This is a genomic window from Rahnella sp. EDr1-12, from assembly GCF_049206505.1.
GTDB lineage: Bacteria > Pseudomonadota > Gammaproteobacteria > Enterobacterales > Enterobacteriaceae > Rahnella > Rahnella rivi.
In genome coordinates this window covers 165,985-185,121 of sequence record NZ_JBLZNY010000004.1, presented here as the reverse complement: position 1 = coordinate 185,121, position 19,137 = coordinate 165,985, and the positions used below count along the sequence as shown (strand labels likewise).

Annotated in this window: 13 protein-coding genes and 1 pseudogene; 8 read left to right on the top strand and 6 right to left on the bottom strand. The window is 54.6% G+C overall.

Features of this window, described 5'->3' with window-relative positions; all coding sequences use genetic code 11:
• Positions 1-8: 8 nt before the first annotated feature.
• Together ygjJ and ygjK are read left to right on the top strand one after the other, a co-directional pair.
• Positions 9-1,037 (top strand): protein YgjJ, encoded by a 1,029-nt coding sequence (gene ygjJ, locus ACO0U8_RS17535; protein ID WP_421671339.1) that lies wholly within the window; start codon positions 9-11, stop codon positions 1,035-1,037.
• Complete coding sequence (gene ygjK / locus ACO0U8_RS17530; RefSeq protein ID WP_421671338.1) at positions 1,037-3,418, top strand: alpha-glucosidase; 2,382 nt, start codon at positions 1,037-1,039, stop codon at positions 3,416-3,418. Before ygjJ ends, ygjK begins: the two co-directional genes overlap by 1 nt.
• 524 nt (positions 3,419-3,942) lie before the next feature.
• On the opposite strand, the gene cytX is transcribed toward ygjK, so the two are convergent.
• Positions 3,943-5,196, bottom strand: a complete 1,254-nt coding sequence (gene cytX / locus ACO0U8_RS17525; RefSeq protein WP_421671337.1) for a putative hydroxymethylpyrimidine transporter CytX — start codon at positions 5,194-5,196, stop codon at positions 3,943-3,945.
• A gap of 200 nt (positions 5,197-5,396) precedes the next feature.
• Between cytX and rhuM the strand changes: the two are divergent.
• Positions 5,397-6,180: pseudogene (gene rhuM, locus ACO0U8_RS17520) on the top strand (RhuM family protein).
• An 18-nt stretch (positions 6,181-6,198) separates the two neighbouring features.
• On the opposite strand, the gene ACO0U8_RS17515 reads toward rhuM, so the two are convergent.
• Positions 6,199-6,855 (bottom strand): Qnr family pentapeptide repeat protein, encoded by a 657-nt coding sequence (locus ACO0U8_RS17515; RefSeq protein WP_056777150.1) that lies wholly within the window; start codon positions 6,853-6,855, stop codon positions 6,199-6,201.
• Between the two features lie 186 nt (positions 6,856-7,041).
• On the opposite strand from ACO0U8_RS17515, the gene dcp reads away from it, so the two are divergent.
• The 3 genes from dcp (at position 7,042) to ACO0U8_RS17500 (ending at position 11,156) form a co-directional block, all read left to right on the top strand.
• Complete coding sequence (gene dcp, locus ACO0U8_RS17510) at positions 7,042-9,195, top strand: peptidyl-dipeptidase Dcp (RefSeq protein WP_183849808.1); 2,154 nt, start codon at positions 7,042-7,044, stop codon at positions 9,193-9,195.
• Between the two features lie 135 nt (positions 9,196-9,330).
• Positions 9,331-10,389: a bifunctional transcriptional activator/DNA repair enzyme AdaA gene (locus ACO0U8_RS17505; RefSeq protein ID WP_421671336.1), complete on the top strand. Its 1,059-nt coding sequence runs from the start codon at positions 9,331-9,333 to the stop codon at positions 10,387-10,389.
• 14 nt (positions 10,390-10,403) lie between these two features.
• Positions 10,404-11,156 carry an isocitrate lyase/PEP mutase family protein gene (locus ACO0U8_RS17500; RefSeq protein ID WP_421671335.1) on the top strand — a complete coding sequence of 251 codons (753 nt, stop codon included), beginning with the start codon at positions 10,404-10,406 and terminating at the stop codon, positions 11,154-11,156.
• Here ACO0U8_RS17500 and ACO0U8_RS17495 read toward each other — a convergent pair.
• The 3 genes from ACO0U8_RS17495 to ACO0U8_RS17485 all read right to left on the bottom strand — a co-directional run bounded on the left by ACO0U8_RS17495 (position 11,128) and on the right by ACO0U8_RS17485 (position 14,473).
• Positions 11,128-12,342, bottom strand: coding sequence for an MFS transporter (locus ACO0U8_RS17495; RefSeq protein WP_421671334.1), 1,215 nt, complete (start codon positions 12,340-12,342; stop codon positions 11,128-11,130). The genes ACO0U8_RS17500 and ACO0U8_RS17495 overlap by 29 nt on opposite strands.
• Positions 12,343-12,548: 206 nt before the next feature.
• Positions 12,549-13,634, bottom strand: a complete 1,086-nt coding sequence (locus ACO0U8_RS17490; protein ID WP_122097240.1) for a type I restriction endonuclease — start codon at positions 13,632-13,634, stop codon at positions 12,549-12,551.
• 137 nt (positions 13,635-13,771) lie between these two features.
• Complete coding sequence (locus ACO0U8_RS17485; RefSeq protein ID WP_421671333.1) at positions 13,772-14,473, bottom strand: TetR/AcrR family transcriptional regulator; 702 nt, start codon at positions 14,471-14,473, stop codon at positions 13,772-13,774.
• An 84-nt stretch (positions 14,474-14,557) separates the two neighbouring features.
• On the opposite strand from ACO0U8_RS17485, the gene ACO0U8_RS17480 reads away from it, so the two are divergent.
• Together ACO0U8_RS17480 and ACO0U8_RS17475 are read left to right on the top strand one after the other, a co-directional pair.
• On the top strand, positions 14,558-16,057 hold the full coding sequence (locus tag ACO0U8_RS17480) for an MDR family MFS transporter (RefSeq protein ID WP_421671332.1): 1,500 nt from the start codon (positions 14,558-14,560) through the stop codon (positions 16,055-16,057).
• Positions 16,058-16,159: 102 nt separating this feature from the next.
• Positions 16,160-17,992 (top strand): ABC transporter ATP-binding protein, encoded by a 1,833-nt coding sequence (locus ACO0U8_RS17475; RefSeq protein ID WP_217204256.1) that lies wholly within the window; start codon positions 16,160-16,162, stop codon positions 17,990-17,992.
• A gap of 4 nt (positions 17,993-17,996) precedes the next feature.
• Here ACO0U8_RS17475 and ACO0U8_RS17470 read toward each other — a convergent pair whose 3' ends face one another.
• Positions 17,997-19,118 carry a GNAT family N-acetyltransferase gene (locus ACO0U8_RS17470; protein ID WP_122097244.1) on the bottom strand — a complete coding sequence of 374 codons (1,122 nt, stop codon included), beginning with the start codon at positions 19,116-19,118 and terminating at the stop codon, positions 17,997-17,999.
• Positions 19,119-19,137 lie beyond the last annotated feature (19 nt).

The window sequence follows — 19,137 nt, the reverse complement described above, 5'->3', positions numbered from 1 at the left end:
CCTCACCAATGAATTTATGGGCGCAGGAATCTGTGGTTCCCGCCGAACATAATATTTTAACCCCGCCGGAATTAACGCCAAAAAACGCAGAGGCAACCGCTTACCGTTTTTATGGCGAAATGGGCGGTGGAGGCAGCGTGTATTTAAAGGGTCAGGACCAGCATAAATACAGCGACGGTACCTATATCGAAGGCGGTCTGGAAATACAACACGGCCACTGGTTCGGGCTTATTTATGGTGAAGGCTGGACAGTGCAGGCCGACCATCAGGGAAATGCCTGGGTGCCCGATCACAGCTGGGGCGGATTTGAGGGCGGCCTGAACCGTTTTTATGGCGGCTACCGCACCGATAACGGCACCGAGATGATCCTCAGCATGCGCAATGACTCCTCGCTGGATGACCTGCAATGGTGGGGCGATTTCACGCCGGAATACGGTTACGTCATTCCCAATACCCGCGATTTAACGCAGGCGGCGAAAATCCAGAACCTCACCGGCAAGTTCCGCTACAGCGTGACCGCCGCGCCGGAAAGCCGCGTTGATGAGAGTAAGGCGCTGCTGCATTTTGGAAAATATGACCGTTATTCAGATAAATACACGTACCGGGCGATAGTTAACGGTTACACGCAATACGATCTGACCGACGGGCTGACGCTGCTCAACGGCCTCGAACTCACCGACGGCACCGGGCAACTGGTGATTGCGGGTTTACAGGGCAAAAACCTCGCCGGACGTGTCTGGCATCACACCGGCAAAGGCGATGGCAATCAGCCCGGCAGTGAATCGGGCATGATGGTCAGCGCGATGGTCGAAGCGGTGTCCGGCCTGTATTTCTCGACTGCCTACAGCTACGCCGAACACCGTCTCGATAACGCGGCGGATACCACCACCTCCTACACGCAGGCCGGTATCTGGTACGAATATTATGGTGGCCGGTTCGCGACCGCATTAGACAGTAAATTTTATATGAGCAACGACAATACCGGCGCCAGTAATTCGATATTTCTGATGCAATATTTCTATTGGGGTAAATCATAATGAAAAATATCAGCAGCGTTAAAATCCTTGCCTTATTTATTTCGTCTGTCTTATTTATTTCCGGCAATGCGGCCGCTGAAACGGTCAAGCCATTGCAGGCTGAGTCTTATAAAAACGTCATTAACCGCACCGGCGCGCCGCATTATATGCTCGATTATGATTTCGATGAGCATCAGCGTTTCAATCCTTTATTTGATGACGGCGCGTGGCACGGACATTTATTACCGGCCGGGCCGGAAGGCATGGGCGGATTTCCCGGCCCGGCGCTGCTGACCGAAGAATACATCAACTTTATGGCGGATAACTTTGACCGGCTGACGATCTTCAAAAACGGTGAGAAAGTGGCGCTCAGCATGGAGGCGTACAGCATTCCCGGCGCGCTGATCCAGACGCTGACCGCGCCCGGCATTCGCGTCGACATGACGCTGCGTTTTGTCACCGCCCGCACCTCGTTGCTGGAAACCAAAATCACCACCGATTCCCCGCTGGAACTGGTCTGGGACGGCGCATTACTGGAAAATCTGCGCGCTCAGGAGGGGAAACCGCCGTCGGATAAAACCATCGAACAGGCATATCCGGGCTATACCCGTAAGATCCTGCCGACGGCTGACGGCCTGCGCGTGACCTTCGGGAAAGTGCGCGAGGCCTCCAGCCTGATGACGTCGGGCGAGTCGGAATACCAGATCCACAAATCCCTGCCGATGCAGACGACGGTGGCAGGGCATCAGTTTACCGCGAAAGCCAACATCGCCAGTTCCACCACGATTTACACCACCTATTCGCATCTGCTGACCGCCGGTGAGGTACAGAAAGAGCAGCCTGAGATCGCCGGTATTCTGGCGCATCCGCAACGTTTTCTGGCGGCCTCACAACAGCGCTGGGAAGGATATCTGACCCGCGGGCTGACCAACCCGCACGCCACAGCGGCGCAGGAACGTGTGGCGGTCAAAGCCATCGAAACCCTTAACGGTAACTGGCGCGGCGCGGCGGGCGTAATGAGATTTGATTCCGTGACGCCGTCTGTCACCGGCCGCTGGTTCTCCGGCAATCAGACCTGGCCGTGGGACACCTGGAAACAGGCTTACGCGATGGCACACTTCAATCCTGACGTAGCGAAAAACAATATCCGCGCCGTGTTTGCGTTTCAGATCCCACCCGGCGATACGGTTCGCCCGTGGGATGCCGGTTTTGTGCCCGATCTCATCGCCTATAACGCAAGCCCTGAGCGCGGTGGCGACGGCACCAACTGGAATGAGCGCAACACCAAGCCGAGCCTGGCGGCGTGGTCGGTGATGGAAGTCTACAAAACGACCGGTGATAAACAGTGGCTGGAAGAGATGTACCCGAAACTGGTCGCCTATCATGACTGGTGGCTGCGCAACCGCGATCACAACCATAACGGCATGCCGGAATACGGCGCAACGCGCGATAAAGCGCACAATACCGCCGACGGCAGCATGCTGTTTACCGTTCGGGAAGGGAAGAAAGAACAGACCGAATCCGGGCTGAAAAACTATGACCGCGTCGTGAAATCCGGTCAGTACGACAGCATAGAAATTTCGGCGCAGGTGGCGGCTTCATGGGAATCGGGGAGGGACGATGCGGCGGCCTTTGGTTTCATCGACGCCGATCAGCTGGCGAAATACATCAAAAATGGCGGTAAAAAACAAGACTGGCAGGTTAAATTCGCCGAAAACCGTTCTGATGACGGAACGCTGCTGGGATATTCGCTGCTACAGGAATCGGTCGATGAAGCCAGCTATATGTACAGCGACAACAAGTACATGGCCGATATCGCCGGCATTTTGGGCAAGAAAACCGAAGCCGCAGATTTTAGTGCGAAAGCCGTCAAGCTGGCCGGATACATCAATACCTGCATGTTCGACAGCCGCAGCGGCTTTTTCTATGACATCCGCATTGAAGAGAAACCGCTGGCCAACGGCTGCGCGGGCAAACCGATAGTCGAACGCGGCAAAGGCCCGGAAGGCTGGTCACCGTTGTTTAACGGCGCAGCGACGCAGGCGCATGCCGACGCCGTGGTGAAAGTGATGAAAGATGGGCGCGAATTCAACACCTATGTGCCGCTCGGCACCGCCGCACTGACCAATCCGGCGTTCGGCGCGGACATTTACTGGCGTGGCCGCGTGTGGGTCGATCAGCTCTATTTCGGCCTGAAAGGCATGGAGCAGTACGGCTACCGCAACGATGCTATCACCATGGCGCAGGCCTTCTTCGACCACGCCGACGGCCTGATGACCGACGGCCCGATCCGCGAAAACTACAACCCGCTCACCGGCCAGCAGCAGGGCGCACCCAACTTCTCATGGAGCGCGGCGCACCTTTATATGCTGTACAACGATTTTTTCGGGCAGGGGAAATGAGGCTGTAAGGGCTGAATTTCAGGCACAAAAAAACCGCTTCAAAGAGCGGTTTTTTTGTTGGGTGATTCAGTTAGCGCTAAATCAGCCTTTTTAAAACAAGCGGGAACAAGCAACCCCAACGGAAAGAACTGTACATGATTCACCCAAACTGAACAAGTTGGGAGACTATAAAATTGTCTTACTTTTTTTATGGTCTTAGTGCTAGTCTGCGCGCGGGGCTAGTTTCGCCTGTTTAGCGGCAGGTCACCGGGCTTAGGAAATAGCACTTTCAGTACCGCGGGGACGAGCAACCTCAACTTTGCCTGTCCTTCTCCTGTAAGTCCCGGTGCTTATTGGTGAAACGCGGTTGTAAAAGGCCGCAACAATGAAAAAGTGTATTTATGCACTGATCGTTGTGCTGGGTTCTTTGATGACGACTGAGAATGGTGGATGGAACGTTAACGTTTCTGATATCAAGATTAACGTCAACATGGGATCTGGTTTGTAGTAATTAAGGAACCGCCCTGAGGGGCGGTTTTCTTAGTTCAGACTTTGCGCCCCAATCCCCAGCACATCAGCCCCGCCACCAGCAGCGACGGAATAGTTGCGCCGACATCGGGCAGCAGATTCGCCATCAGATGATAGACCGCGATCCCCGTAAACCAGGCTGCGACCGAGCGCAGATTGAGGTTTTCGTTGGTCTGGCGATGCAGCACAAAATGATGCGTCAACACCACGCCGAACAGCGGTGCAAAGACCGAACCAATCAGCAGCAGGAAGTTTTCGTATTGCGTCAGCGGCACCGACCAGGCGATCAGCGTACACATCAGGCCGATGCCCAGCGTCAGTTTCCCGACGCTGACCGGCACCGATGTGCCCGCCGATACCGCAGCCGAGTGAATATCTGCAAAAGCGTTTTCGTGTTCATCCACCAGAATCAGCAGCAGCGGAATACCCAGCGCCACGCCTGAGAGCGCCAGCAGCAGCGCATTTGCATCGGCTGAGGTGCTGACAAACGCCAGCGTATACGCGACGCCAAGTGACATCATCCAGACGCTGCCGAGGAAATATCCGCAGGCGGTACCCCAGAAATTTTGCCGCGCAGACTTGCCAAAACGGGTGTAATCCGACACCAGCGGCAGCCATGAAAATGCCATCGACACCACGATGTCGCAGGCCAGCGCGAACGGCATCGAACCGTTCCCGGCGTTATGCCACAGCATTGATAAATCCGCGTGCAGGAACAGATAACCGGTCAGCCACGCGCAGCTCGCCAACAGTAACCAGATCCCCCAGCGGCGCAGCACCACGCGGATAAACGCCAGCGGACCGCTGGCCGCCAGCAAGGTGGCGACGATGCCGAAAATAAACGTCCACAGGGTTGGATTCGCCCAAAAGCTGCCGTCGCCCCAGGCCCGTTTTGCCAGCAGGCTGGCCGCATCACGCATCACCACAATTTCGAACGCGCCCCAGCCGATCAGCTGGATCAGATTGAACAGCACCGGCAGCGCCACACCACGTTTGCCGAGGCTCAGTTTTAGCGACGCCATCGAAGACATGCCGGTTTGCCCGCCGATCACCCCGACCAGCGCCAGCAGCGCAACGCCGACGGCAGAACCCAGCACAATCGCCGCCAGCGATCCTGCAAGCCCCAGCCCCGGTGCCAGAATCGCCCCGGCCTGTAAAACCATCAGGCCCATGCCGAGTGAGAACCACAGCGAGAATAAATTAGACCAGCCCAGCACCCGTGATTTTTCCGGCACAGACGCCTGAGGAGAGTAAATACTATTATCTTTCATGAGGTTAATTTCGTGGCTAAAGCGAATGCCAGTTATAGCATAGTGTGATGAGATTCTGATGAAGGGTGGGGGAGAAGCGCACTTTCCGGTTTACATATCGGGTTAGATTAACCGCTATTTTTGCATTCAGGGGAAACAGGTAGAATGAGGCTATTGTCTGCAGGTTAAACGCCTCATGGCGTCTGAAGGAGTATGTCAGGATGGATGAACACATTACGCCTCTGGCGCCGGAGGGAGAGTTTGTTCTTTTTGAGGCTAAGGACGGACGTGTACGCATAGAATGTCGCTTCGCGTCGGAGACTTTGTGGTTATCGCAGGCTCTGATTTCTGAAATTTACCAAAAAGATGTTCGGACAATTAACGAACATCTGATGAATATTTATCAGGAAGGCGAACTTGAGCGAAACGCAACTATCCGGAAATTCCGGATAGTTCGTCAGGAAGGGACCCGGGAGGTTTCCCGGCAGATTGATTATTACAATCTTGATGCCATTCTTGCTGTCGGATACCGCGCGCTTTTTCCAGGCGATTCAGAATAAGCTGCATTATGCCTGCACGGGCATGACGGCAGCAGAAATCATCGCCCAGCGTGCCGACGCCAGCCAGCCGGATATGGGGCTGACCAGTTTCAAATATGATCATGTGCGTAAGACAGATACGACGATTGCTAAAAATTACTTACGTGAATCAGAAATCGATCAACTCAATCGCATTATTTCAATGTGGCTGGATTACGCTGAGGATCAAACTAAACGCCGTCAGCAGATTTTCTTAAAAAACTGGGAGGAGAAACTGGAGCAATTCCTTCAATTTAATGAATTTGACGTTTTGCAGGACAGCGGCAAAATCAGCAAAAAAGAAGCGGATGAAATAGTCTGCCAGCGATATGAGCAGTTCGCTGAACAGCGTCGCAGGCTGAAAGAGGCCGAAGGCGAAAAAAGTAATATTGAGGCGCTTTACAGCCTCGCGCAGAAAAAGCGTTAACCGCGATTTCGAATACGCTCACTTCGAATGAATCACAATCATCCCCAGCTTCTCCAGCAGATGGCTTTGCTGCCAGTCGTCGATTTTCACGCCATCGAGATCCACTTTGCGGATGTTCAGTTCGCCCAGATCTGAATTCGTCAGGTCGCAATGGGTGATGTTGACGTTATTCCAGTCGAACTCGGTGAATTCGCCGCCGGAAAGGTCGGAGCCGCTGAAGTTTGCCCCCTGCACGTTCGCGCCGGTCCAGCGGTTTTCCCACAGCTCGCATTTTTCCAGAATGACTTTGCTGAAGTTGGCGTAGCTGAAGTTGTTTTTGGTCATGAATGCGCTGCAAAACCAGGTGCGGGAGGTGATCATATTCATAAAGCTGGCGCCGCTGAAATCTGCGCCGGTGGCTTTGCATTCGCGGATCTCCAGACCCAGCGCCTGCGCATTTTTGAAATCCGCCATCGTCAGATCGCAATGTTTGAAGCTGGCATCTTTCAGCTGCGCATGCTGAAAAGAACAACCTGACTGTGTTTCATCGTCGTAGAAAATGCAGTTGACGAAAGCGATGTCAGAAAGATTTGTGCTGTCAAAACGGCAGCGCAGGAACCTGCAATCGTGAAATTCTTCGCCCGACAGTTGCTGCTGGCTAAAGCGCTGGTCGCTGAAAGTCTGGTTTTTGATCATCTCTTTTCCGGTCATTTTACGTGCTGCGAAGAACGCTATCCTGACAGAATGCGGCGGCCAAAAATATGGAACCTGCCTCGTAATAACACGATTTACTTAGGATTCTCTTTTGCCGATCGGGCAGCAGGCGTCTATTCTCAAACACTTAACGGAGTCCATCTTTCCCTCAGCTAAGGAAGACTGAAAATGCGTCTGTCCATCCTCTTTATGGCAACCGGTCTGGCTCTCAGCCAGTTTGCAGGCGCTGCGCAAACTGCGCAGCCCGCCACGCAGGAGCACGTCATGAATCATGCTATCAAAGCCGATAATCCGTTTTTAACCCCCAGCCCGCTGGAATATCAGGCACCGCAATTCAATCTCTATAAAGACAGTGATTACGAACCGGCCATTCTTGAAGGCATCCGCCAGAAACTCGCTGAAGTCGATAAAATTGCCAGCGACAGCGCACCGCCTACTTTTGAAAATACCTATGTAGCGCTGGAAAAATCCGGCGTCATGCTCCAGCGCGTGCAAAACGTTTTTGGCGCGATGACCGGCGCGAACACCAACGATACGCTGCAAAAAATTGACGAAGACACTTCGCCAAAACTGGCCGCGATGGATGACAGCATTCATCTCAACAGCAAACTGTTTGCGCGCCTGAAAGCGGTGTATGACCAGCGCAGCAGCCTGAAGGTGTCGCCGGAGTCGCAGCGTCTGATCGAGGTGACATTTAAAGATTTTGAGCTGGCCGGTGCCAATCTTTCTGATGCGGATAAAGACAAACTCAAGGCGCTGAATCAGCAGGCGGCGACGCTCAGCACCCAGTTCACCAACAAGTTGCTGGCCGCGACCAAAGCGGGCGGGCTGACGGTGAAAGACAAAGCGCAGCTTTCCGGGCTGAGTGATGCCGAATTATCCGCTGCCGCGCAGGCCGCCAAAGACCGTAAGCTGGATAACGCCTGGCTGCTGGTGCTGCAAAATACGACGCAGCAGCCGTTGTTGCAGTCGCTCGATGACCGGGATACCCGCAAGGCGCTGTATGAAGCATCCATCAATCGTGCTGAAAAAGGCGATGCTAACGACACCCGCGAGCTGATTGCCAGGCTTGCAAAAGTTCGCGCTGAGCAGGCTCAGGTGCTGGGCTTCCCAAGCTATGCGGCGTGGAAGCTGGAAGATCAGATGGCGAAAACGCCACAGGCTGCGCTGGATTTCATGCACAAAATTGTGCCGGCAGCCACCGCCCGCGCACAGCGTGAGGCGCAGGATATTCAGACGGAAATCGATAAACAGAAGGGTGGCTTCCAGGTGGCTGCCTGGGACTGGCAGCATTACGCGCAGCAGGTGCGCAAAGAGAAATATGATCTGGACGACGCGCAGATTAAACCCTATTTCGAGCTGAACAATGTGCTGGAAAACGGCGTGTTTTATGCCGCTAACCTGTTGTACGGCATCACGTTTAAAGAACGCAAAGACCTGCCGGTGTATAACCCGGACGTGCGGGTTTTTGAGGTGTTCGATAAAGACGGTAAATCGATGGCGCTGTTCTATGCCGATTATTATCAGCGCGATAATAAAGGCGGCGGCGCGTGGATGAGCAACTACGTCGATCAGTCGAAACTTCTGGGCACTAAGCCGGTGATTTACAACGTCGCCAACTTCCAGAAACCCGCAGCGGGGCAACCGGCGCTGCTGTCCTGGGACGACGTGATCACTATGTTCCACGAGTTTGGTCATACGCTGCACGGTCTGTTTGCCAGTCAGGAATACCCGAGCCTTTCCGGTACCGCGACGCCGCGTGATTTTGTCGAATTCCCTTCTCAGTTTAACGAGCACTGGGCGAGTGACCCGAAAGTGTTTACTCACTTCGCGAAACATTATCAGACCGGCGAAGTGATGCCGCAGGCATTGCAGGACAAAATCGAGAAGGCCAGTAAGTTCAACAAAGGTTATGACATGACCGAGCTTCTGGCCGCCGCGCTGCTGGATATGCACTGGCACAGCCTGAGCGCCGACGCACCCCAGCAGGATGTCGATAAGTTCGAGGCGGATTCGCTGGCGAAGGACAAAGTGAACCTGGCCTATGTGCCGCCGCGCTACCGTTCCAGCTATTTCCAGCACATCTGGGGCAACGGTTATGCGGCCGGATATTACGCCTACTTGTGGACAGAAATGCTGGCCGATGATGCCTTTGCGGGTATCACCGAACAGGGCGGGCTGACGCGGGAGAATGGTCAGAAATTCCGTGACCAGATCCTCTCACGCGGTAACAGCGAAGATCTCGAAAAGCTCTACGAAACCTGGCGCGGTAAGGCGCCGTCGATTGAGCCGATGCTGAAAAATCGCGGGCTGGAGGAGTAAAAATGGCCGTGCCCGGTATTGCGCCGGGCACGGATAACCTCGCCGGAAAGAGTTAAATCAACGCCCGAAAAACGTCGCTTCCCCCGTTCGAATTCCCCTATGCTTTTCCCATGTTCCCGGTCTGCGAGTGAAATCATGCTTTTCGATTTGCCTGACGATGATGTTCTTTATGCTGCGCTGATTGCCCGCGACCCGGCTTACGACGGCTTTGCCTTTGTCGGTGTGAAAAGTACCGGGATTTTTTGCCGGCTGACCTGCCCGGCGCGCAAGCCTAAACGTGAGAACTCGGTGTTTTATCCGTCGATGGTCAGTGCGATGGAAGCAGGATACCGCCCGTGTAAACGCTGCCGCCCGCTCATGCAGGGCGGAGAGAAAGACCCGCTGGTGCTGAAGTTACTGGCAGCGCTGGAAAATGAGCCGGACAAAAGATGGAGTGAAGACGATGTGCAGGCAATGAATGTTGACCCTTCCACTGTCCGCCGGGCTTTTAAACGGCAGTTCGGGATCACGTTTCTGGAAATGGCGCGCCTGCGCAGAGTCGGTAAAGGCGTCGATGCCCTGACTGGCGGAGAGCCGGTGATTGAAGCGCAACTGGATGCCAGCTTTGGATCCGGCAGCGGATTTCGCGCGGCAATCACCCGGCAAATCGGGCTGAACCCCAGTCAGGCCAGAAAGCATCAGTTTCTGAAAGCTGACTGGCTGGATACGCCGATCGGTTCCATGCTGGCAATCGCCAGCCGCGACGCGCTGTATCTGCTGGAGTTTATTGACCGTCCGGCGTTGCCCAACGAAATTGAGCGGCTGAAACAGCTGACGTCATCTGAAATTATTTTTGGCCGCAACCCGGTCATAGATCAGCTCGAACAGGAACTGGCGGCGTATTTCGCGGGCGGGAAGCGTTTATTCCTCACGCCGCTGGCAGAATTCGGTTCGTTGTTCACCCGAAAAGTCTGGGATGCGCTCAGAGCTATTCCGGCGGGTGAAGTGCGCAGCTACTCTGCGCTGGCGGCCGATATCGGGCAGGCAACCGCTTCCCGCGCCGTCGCCAGGGCGAATGGCGCTAACCAGATTTCCATTCTGATCCCTTGCCATCGCGTCATCGGCGCCGACGGTTCGCTGACCGGTTACGGCGGCGGTTTGTGGCGCAAGCGCTGGCTGATTGAACACGAACGAAGAATGGCGCTGAGCCGCTAAACGAGGAGCAAAATATGAGTCAGCAACGTCAGGCACTGGCATTTTCAGCGCTTCATCAGAAACACAATCCGGTCATTTTATACAACATCTGGGATGCGGGTAGCGCGCTGGCCGTGGAACAGACGGGGGCAAAGGCCATCGCGACCGGCAGTTGGTCATGCGCGGCGGCGCAGGGTTATCAGGATGGCGAGGCCATGCCTTTTGCCAGCCTGTTGCAGACGGTGCAGCGCATTGCTTCGGTGATAAGTTTGCCGCTGACGGTGGATTTCGAAACCGGTTATGGCGCTGACCGTTGCAATAATCTGAGCGCCCTTTTGCAGGCAGGCGTGGTGGGAATTAATGTTGAAGATCAGCAAATGGGATCATCCGCGCTGAACGGGGTCCGTGAGCAATGCGAGATTCTGACTTCGCTTCGTCAGGTGGCTGAAACGCAGGGAATCGCTTTATTTATCAATGCCCGTACCGATGTCTTTTTGCAGCAACCGGATGCCTCGCAGCACCCGGCGCTGATGGCGGAAGCTAAAAAACGGCTGGCCGCTTATCAGGACGCCGGTGCCAGTGGTTTTTTTGCCCCCGGTCTGAGCGATCCGGGCCTGATTGCTGAACTCTGTGAGGTTTCCGCGCTGCCGGTGAATATTATGGCCAGCAGCCTGACGCCGCCGCTGGCCGATCTCATCGCGGCGGGGATCAGCCGGTTAAGCTACGGCCCGCACCCTTATATCGGGCTGATGGAAAGCCTTACGCAGCAGGCGCGCGCGCTGTATTAGCCGCCAGCCTATGCCCCATCCAGAAGAATACCAGCCCGCCCGCAGAGGCGGCGATCAGCGCGATAAACATCACTGACGGGGCGGCGTAACTGAGCAGAAAACCGCACATCACCGGGTTTATCGCGCCACCCAGATTGCTCAGATTCTGCATGCCGTAATAGCTGCCTTTCATGTTTTCCGGTGCGATAAAGTCGATAAACATGTACTCCACCGGAATAACGATAAGTTCACCAAAGCTGAAGATGGCCATGGCGATGACCCACAGCAGTACCGATTCTCCCGCAACCATAAAACCGATCAACCCGACGATGAAAAATACCGTGCCGAGCAGCAGCCACCTCAGCAGGGTGTCCTGTTTCATGCGGCTGCTTAAGACATACTGGAAAGCGATGACAATCACCGCATTCGTGATCATTACCGCGCCGATAATTTTGTAGGCAAAGGCGGCATTCGACACCAGTATCAGATATTGCGACAGATAACCGGCAAACTGTCCGAAAACCACCGAGCCGAGCGTGCTGCCCAGGGTGAAATAAATCAGACGGCGGTCGCGCGCGAGAATGCCCAGCGTCTGGCGCAGATTCGGTTTCGGCAGGGGTTTGTGTTCCTCTTCTGCCTGCGGCGGCCTGTGCGGGATATGACGTAATCCCCAGCCGAGGGAAATCACCGTGCCGAGCGCCAGCACACCGGAAATCACGAACGGCAGCTTCGGGCTGAACCCGGCTAACCAGACGCCAAGTGATGATCCGACCGCCCAGCCGACGTTCACCAGCGTGTAGTTCATGGAGAAGGCTTTAACCCGTTTCGCCACCGGCAACCAGCTGGCGATACAGGCTTTGAGCGTAATACTCAGCAGCGCGTAGGAGGCATTGAGCAACGCCAGCACCACCAGAACACCGGTGACGCCGGGCAGTACCGGCAGCAGTAAAAAGCTCAATCCAAAAGCGCTGATCGAGACAATAATCAACGTCCGGTGATTGAATTTATCCACCAGATAACCGGCGTACAGACCACTGAGAATGCCGATCGCCAGGCTGGCCCCGAGAATAATCCCGACACTTTTCGGCAGCAGATGGTAGTGCTCAGTCAGATAAATCGTGATGAACGGCAGCGTCACACCTCGTCCGATAGTGAGCACTAACGAACTGGCGAGCAGCGCGAGGATCAGCGGCGGCATTCCCTTCATTCTCAAGGCATTCCTTTAAAAAACATGGTGGATGACCAATGATAATAGTCGAGTCTGCGCAGTATTTTTCGATACAAAAAGCGGGGAATAAAGTGAGTTGCGCGGCTATCCCCGCGCCTTCGCAAGAATGTGTTACGGCTTCTGCGGCGCAACGCCGTGGAAGAGTAGTGAGCCCACTTGCGCAGGCTCAGTTATACACAGAAAAATCAGCAGTAGCTTTGTGCGGTAGCATTGAGATGCTCAGCGAATTGATAGATGTCATCAAGCGACTCTATCGGATGACGCGTTTCAGTCTTGTCCGCATCAAATAACCCAATATAGAGTTGAGAACGGTTAAAGTGCAGGCGGCAAACAGGCTTACGGTTATTGTCATCAATCAAAATACCGAAATAACTTTTAGTATCTCTATGAGTAATGCGTTTGATATCAATCACTGTTCTGATGATTGATTTAACAATATGAAACCCTTCAAGTTCTTCCTCTGTTGTAACGATTTGATCGGATTCAACAACATTGACTGTCGGTTGTGATATTTCCTGTTCCTCTTCAACAACTTTTGTCGCTGAATTTTGAACAGTGCCGCTGAGGGCTGATTTCAGTCGTTCGTTCACCTGATCATTCAACAACTGGACTGCGGCTTTACGGGTGAGAGTATTAAACTGTTCGCGTACTTTTTGCGTCAACATTCCATCGTAGACCCGCGAAGCGAAAAACTTCACAAAGTCTTCTTCGGGATTAGTGAATTGAGCAAGGAATATTTTTTTGATTTGGCTAACGTACTTCAATTCTCCTGCCGCATTGACTATGGATTCAACATCGAAAGCAGACTTGGTTAACTTCACAAGTTCTGAAACAAGATTCTCATCAATATCAAGGATGTCCAGCTCAAGAAAAGGCTTTTCATCCATTTTATTGGGTGCATCCAGATCGGTAAAGAACTTATAAACCTGTCCGTTTGTGAGGATGGATATTCTTGCATTGGTTACATGAAAATAACGAAATAGCTGAGATGCATGATTAACATTCAGAGGTTCGCCTATTTTCTTGCACTCAACCAGAATCTGTATTTCCCCACCTTTCAATATCGCATAATCTATTTTTTCACCTTTTTTGGTACCTACGTCACAGATAAATTCTGGAACGACTTCAGTTGGATCAAAAACGTCATAGCCAAGGATTTTATTGATGAAAGGCATGACAAATGCATTTTTCGTTGCTTCTTCAGTCTGAATTAAAAGTGACTGCTGTTTGATTTTTACAGCCAAACTGTTTAATTGTTCAAGAATTTCCATATAACCCTCTTTATTTTTTAATCACTGCTGCGTGATGATTACTTATAGGGAAAATATGGAAATAAAACCAGATGTAAAAGCGTGGGCCTGATCACTTATTTCATGAAAGATTCACTATTTTTAACGTTTCCGATAAATCATGGCTTCTGCGGCGCAACGCCGTGGAAGAGCAGGACGGCGACGTGTTTGCGCAGCGCTTCGGGGGAAATGGGGGAAGCGGTGCCCTGGCGCATTTTCATGGAGGCGAGGGGGAACAGGGTCAGGCCGAACAGGGAGATGAACAGCAGCGCCGGATCGAGATCGGGGTTCAGGCGTCCTTCGCTCTGCCAGCGGGTGATGCATTCCTGCACCACTTTGCGGTTTTTGTCGCCATTGCGTTCTTCCATGCGTTTTTTCAACATCCCGCTTTCACTGATCACTTCCCGTACCCACAGCGGCGCGACCCAGGGATATTTCACCGCCGCGTCGATCATGCATTGTGCCATCGCGGTGATTGCCATCAGCGGATCGTCGGCGTGGACATCAAAAATATCGCTAAACCCCGCGCGTACTGGCTGAAAACGTTCGTCGATGAGTACATCCAGCAGTTGTTCGCGGGTATTGAAGTAGTAATGCAGCATGGCGGTGGTGACGCCCGCTTCTTTGGCGATCATGCTGAGGGGCGTTTCGGCGATACCTGACTGGGCAAAGAGTTTCAGGGCGGCATCCAGCAGCAGTTCGCGCTTATCCGCGCCTTTTTTGACCCCGCTCGGGCGACCCGGACGGCGTGCGGACGAGGTGCCTTCCTCCTGAACCTTTTGTGCTGTCGTCGCCTTTTCTGAGATTTTTCTGTCTGTCATGAGCGGGGTGATCCATTGACCGGATGAAGGTGATGCGTCAATATTAATTATACAGTTAATTAATTACAAGTCAGGATAGCATTCATGACAACTATAAATTCGGCGCAGAGCGAAGTGAAAGAGGCCAGGCCTTCGATCAAGCTTCTGTTCTCCGCGCTGTTACTGGTGATGCTGCTGGCCGCGCTTGACCAGACCATTGTCTCGACGGCGTTGCCGACTATCGTCGGTGAACTGGGCGGGCTGGATCAGCTTTCCTGGGTGGTCACCTCCTATCTGCTGGCGTCAACGATCGTGGTGCCGTTGTACGGCAAATTCGGTGATTTGCTGGGAAGAAAAATCGTGCTGCAAACGGCGATAGTGGTGTTCCTGCTCGGCTCGGTACTTTGCGGGCTGGCGCAGAACATGACTCAGCTGATCCTGATGCGTGCCCTGCAGGGGCTGGGCGGCGGCGGGCTGATGGTGGTCACTATGGCCGCGGTCGGGGATGTTATTCCGCCGGCGGAACGCGGTAAATATCAGGGCTTGTTCGGCGGCGTGTTTGGGCTGGCGACCGTGATTGGTCCGCTGATCGGCGGTTTTCTCGTCGAGCACATGTCATGGCGCTGGATTTTCTACATCAACCTGCCGCTGGGTATTTTTGCGCTGCTGGTGATCGGCGTGGCGCTGAAATCGCAGACTGCGCGTATTCGCCATGAAATCGACTTTCTCGGCGCGGCGTATCTGGCAGCGGCGCTGACCAGCATCATCTTGTTTACCAGCGAAGGTGGCACGGTGTATCAGTGGTCTGATCCACAGCTGTGGTGCATTCTGGCGTTCGGCGTGGTGACACTCGGCGGCTTCATTTATGAAGAGACGCTGGCGGCGGAGCCGATCATCCCGCTCGGGCTGTTCCGCGACCGCACCTTCCTGCTGAGCTGCGCCATCAGCTTCATTATCGGCATGTCGCTGATGGGCTCGGTGACCTTCCTGCCGCTCTATTTGCAGGTGGTCAAAGGCTCCTCACCTTCCGCCGCCGGGATGCAACTGCTGCCGCTGATGGGGGCGCTGTTGGTCAGTTCGATTGTCAGTGGCCGTATTATCAGCCGCATTGGCCGCTATCGGCTGTTCCCGATTTTCGGCACGTTACTCAGTTTTATCGGCATGCTGATGCTGGGCAATCTCACGCTCAGCACAACGTTACCTCAGCTTTATCTTTATATCGGCGTCCTTGGTTTCGGACTGGGTATGGTGATGCAGGTTCTGGTGCTGGCGGTGCAGAACTCGGTATCGATGAAACAGCTGGGCGTGGCGACATCCAGCGTGACGTTATTCCGCTCGATCGGCGGTTCCATCGGCGTGGCGGCCTTCGGCGCACTTTTCACGCAAGGTCTGCGTTCGCAGCTGGAAAAACTGATCCCCGAAGGCACCCCGATCCCGCGCTCACTCAGCGCGCAGGCGGTACAGCAATTACCGGCAACCATTCGCGATGATTATTTGCAGGCATTCGCCACGGCGCTGCACTCGGTGTACCAGATTTCCGCCGGGGCCATGGTGCTGGCGTTTGTCCTGTCGCTGTTGCAGAAAGATGTGGTGCTGAAGAAATAACCGACGGCATTTTATGTGATTTACACTAAGCTTTCCCCTTTACGGCGCTGGAGACATCCATCAGCGCCGGTATTTTTCAGGGACAAGTAAAAGGGGATCACCATGCTGTTTCGCCGTTTTGAGCGAATGATCGACATCTTCCGTGAGGCGCCGGGCGGGGAGCCGCCTGACAAAGTCTTTCCTTTCTATCTCTATTATCTGCGCCAGGTCTGGCCGAGTTTTGCGGTATTGCTGGTGGTCGGGCTGGTAGCGTCGTTGATTGAAGTGTCGCTGTTCAGCTACCTCAGCCAGATTATCGATCTCACCAAAGACACACCGCCGGGCAGTTTTTTCTCCGAGCATATGGGGGAACTCCTGTGGATGGCGGCGGTGGCGATGATCCTGCGGCCGGTGTTTTTCGGGCTGAATGATTTGCTGGTACATCAGACGCTGACGCCCGGTATGACCAGCATGATCCGCTGGCAAAACCATAAATATGTGCTCAGGCAGAGCCTGAACTTTTTTCAGAGTGATTTCGCCGGGCGCATCGCCCAGCGCATCATGCAGACCGGCAGCTCGCTGCGCGATTCCGCAGTCCAGATGGTGGATGCCATCTGGCACGTGGTGATCTACGCCGCCAGCGCACTGTTTTTGTTTGCCGAAGCTGACTGGCGGCTGATGATCCCGCTGATTATCTGGATATTCTGTTACGCGATTTGCCTGTGGTTCTTTGTGCCTCGGGTGAAGCAGCGCTCGGTCGAGTCTTCTGAAGCGCGCTCGAAGCTGATGGGCTGTATCGTTGACGGCTACACCAATATCTCGACGCTGAAGCTGTTCGCACACACCGATCTGGAGCAGCAATATGCGCGTGAGGCCATCACCGAACAGACGTATAAAACGCAGCTCGCCGGGCGGCTGTTAACCGGTATGGCGTTCGCCATTACCACGCTGAACGGTCTGCTGATTGTCAGCAGCACCGGGCTGGCCTTGTGGTTATGGACGCAGTCGCTGATAAGCGTCGGGGCGATTGCGCTGGCGACCGGTCTGGTTATCCGTATCGTGAATATGTCTGGCTGGATCATGTGGGTGGTGAACGGGATTTTCGAGAACATTGGTACGGTTCAGGACGGTCTGCACACCATCGCGCAGCCGCTGACCGTGACCGATAAACCACAGGCGAAAGGGCTGAAGGTGGATCAGGGGGCGATCCACTTTGATCACATCGATTTCAACTATGGCAAAGGCGCCCGGGTGATCCAGAATCTGGATCTGGCGATCCGCCCCGGTGAGAAGATCGGTCTTATCGGCCCTTCCGGCGCGGGGAAATCCACGCTGGTGAACCTGCTGTTGCGGCTCTACGACATCGACGGCGGGCGCATTCTGATTGATCAGCAGGACATTGCCGGGGTCACGCAGCAGAGCCTGCGCGCGCAAATCGGCATGATTACGCAGGACACCTCGCTGCTGCACCGTTCAATCCGCGATAACCTGCTTTACGGCAGGCCGGGCGCCACCGATGAGGAGTTGCAGCTGGCGATCCGTCAGGCGCGTGCCGATGAATTTATACCGCAACTGTATGATTCGCAGGGCAGAACCGGGCTGGATGCGCATGTCGGTGAACGCGGCGTGAAACTCTCCGGCGGCCAGCGTCAGCGTATTGCCATCGCCCGCGTGTTACTGAAAAACGCACCGATCCTGATCATGGATGAAGCGACATCGGCGCTGGATTCAGAAGTGGAAGCGGCAATTCAGGAAAGTCTCGAGACGCTGATGGGCGGTAAAACGGTGATTGCCATCGCCCACCGCTTATCGACCATCGCCAAAATGGACCGTCTGGTGGTGCTGGAAAAAGGGCAGATTGTCGAGGTGGGTAATCACGCCGAACTGCTGGCGCACGGCGGCCTTTACGCGCGCTTGTGGCAACATCAGACCGGCGGATTTGTCGGGATGGATTAAGGCTCTATGCGTGCCGGTACGGCAGCACCTCACGGGCTTCATCGGCCCAGCGCTGCACGCCGGCACGCTCTTCCACTAAAAAATCTTCCACGGCATCGCGTAAACCCGGATGCCGTAAATAGTGCCATGAGTCGGTGATCACCGGTTCAAAGCCGCGCAGCAGTTTGTGTTCGCCCTGTGCGCCCGCGTCAAAGCGCGCCAGCCCGCTGGCAATCGCGTATTCCATACCCTGATAAAAACAGGTTTCGAAGTGCAACCGGTCAAACTCTGCCACGCAGCCCCAGTAGCGGCCATAAAAGGTATCGCCGCTGATCAGGCTGAAGGCCATCGCCACGTCACGACCGTTTTGCTGCGCGACAACAAGACGGATCGCCTCCGGCATTCTTTCCGCCAGCAGGCTGAAGAAAGCGCGGGTCAGATACGGCGACTGGCCGCGCACGGCGTAAGTATTGCTGTAGCAGCTGTAGACAAAATCCCACTGCGCTTCGGTCACGTCGGTGCCTTTCAGCCAGATAAACTCGATGCCCTGCGCCGCCACCTGTTCGCGCTCCTTGCGGAACTGTTTACGTTTGCGCGAGGTGAGGGCGTCGAGGTAATCCTGAAAATCACGATAACCGCGGTTCTGCCAGTGATACTGCAAGCCCTGCCGGTGCTGCCAGACGGCTTCACTGCCGATCAGCCGGTTGGCGCGTTCATCGGTGAAATTGATGTGCGCGCCGGTCAGGCCGTTTTCCACCAGATACTCCGGCAACGCCTGCAATAAACGCAAGGCCGCAGAGTCATCACCCAGCAACCGGGCGCCCGTTACCGGGCTGAACGGCACCGCGCCCAGCCATTTCGGATAATAGGCGATGCCCGAACGCTGACAGGCATCCGCCCAGCCCTGATCGAACACGTATTCGCCGTAAGAATGACGTTTACGATAACCGGGAATTGCGGCGCGGATGTCGCCATTTTCCTGCCACAGCAGATGTTCAGGTCGCCAGCCGGAATGTGGCCCCAGGCTGCCGCTGTCTTCCAGCGCAGATAAAAATGCATGGCTGAGGAAAGGCTGTTGCGCAGGCACCAGCGCATCCCACTGTGCGGCAGGCAAATCAGCCAGACGGCTCAACGTGATAACAGGCATGAAATATTCTCGCTGTGGC

Coding starts and splice junctions, on each gene's coding strand:
- ygjJ (WP_421671339.1), top strand. CDS start 9: ATGAATTTATGGGCGCAGGAATCTGTGGTTCCCGCCGAACATAATATT.
- ygjK (WP_421671338.1), top strand. CDS start 1,037: ATGAAAAATATCAGCAGCGTTAAAATCCTTGCCTTATTTATTTCGTCT.
- cytX (WP_421671337.1), bottom strand. CDS start 5,196: ATGAAAGATAATAGTATTTACTCTCCTCAGGCGTCTGTGCCGGAAAAA.
- ACO0U8_RS17515 (WP_056777150.1), bottom strand. CDS start 6,855: ATGATCAAAAACCAGACTTTCAGCGACCAGCGCTTTAGCCAGCAGCAA.
- dcp (WP_183849808.1), top strand. CDS start 7,042: ATGCGTCTGTCCATCCTCTTTATGGCAACCGGTCTGGCTCTCAGCCAG.
- ACO0U8_RS17505 (WP_421671336.1), top strand. CDS start 9,331: ATGCTTTTCGATTTGCCTGACGATGATGTTCTTTATGCTGCGCTGATT.
- ACO0U8_RS17500 (WP_421671335.1), top strand. CDS start 10,404: ATGAGTCAGCAACGTCAGGCACTGGCATTTTCAGCGCTTCATCAGAAA.
- ACO0U8_RS17495 (WP_421671334.1), bottom strand. CDS start 12,342: ATGAAGGGAATGCCGCCGCTGATCCTCGCGCTGCTCGCCAGTTCGTTA.
- ACO0U8_RS17490 (WP_122097240.1), bottom strand. CDS start 13,634: ATGGAAATTCTTGAACAATTAAACAGTTTGGCTGTAAAAATCAAACAG.
- ACO0U8_RS17485 (WP_421671333.1), bottom strand. CDS start 14,473: ATGACAGACAGAAAAATCTCAGAAAAGGCGACGACAGCACAAAAGGTT.
- ACO0U8_RS17480 (WP_421671332.1), top strand. CDS start 14,558: ATGACAACTATAAATTCGGCGCAGAGCGAAGTGAAAGAGGCCAGGCCT.
- ACO0U8_RS17475 (WP_217204256.1), top strand. CDS start 16,160: ATGCTGTTTCGCCGTTTTGAGCGAATGATCGACATCTTCCGTGAGGCG.
- ACO0U8_RS17470 (WP_122097244.1), bottom strand. CDS start 19,118: ATGCCTGTTATCACGTTGAGCCGTCTGGCTGATTTGCCTGCCGCACAG.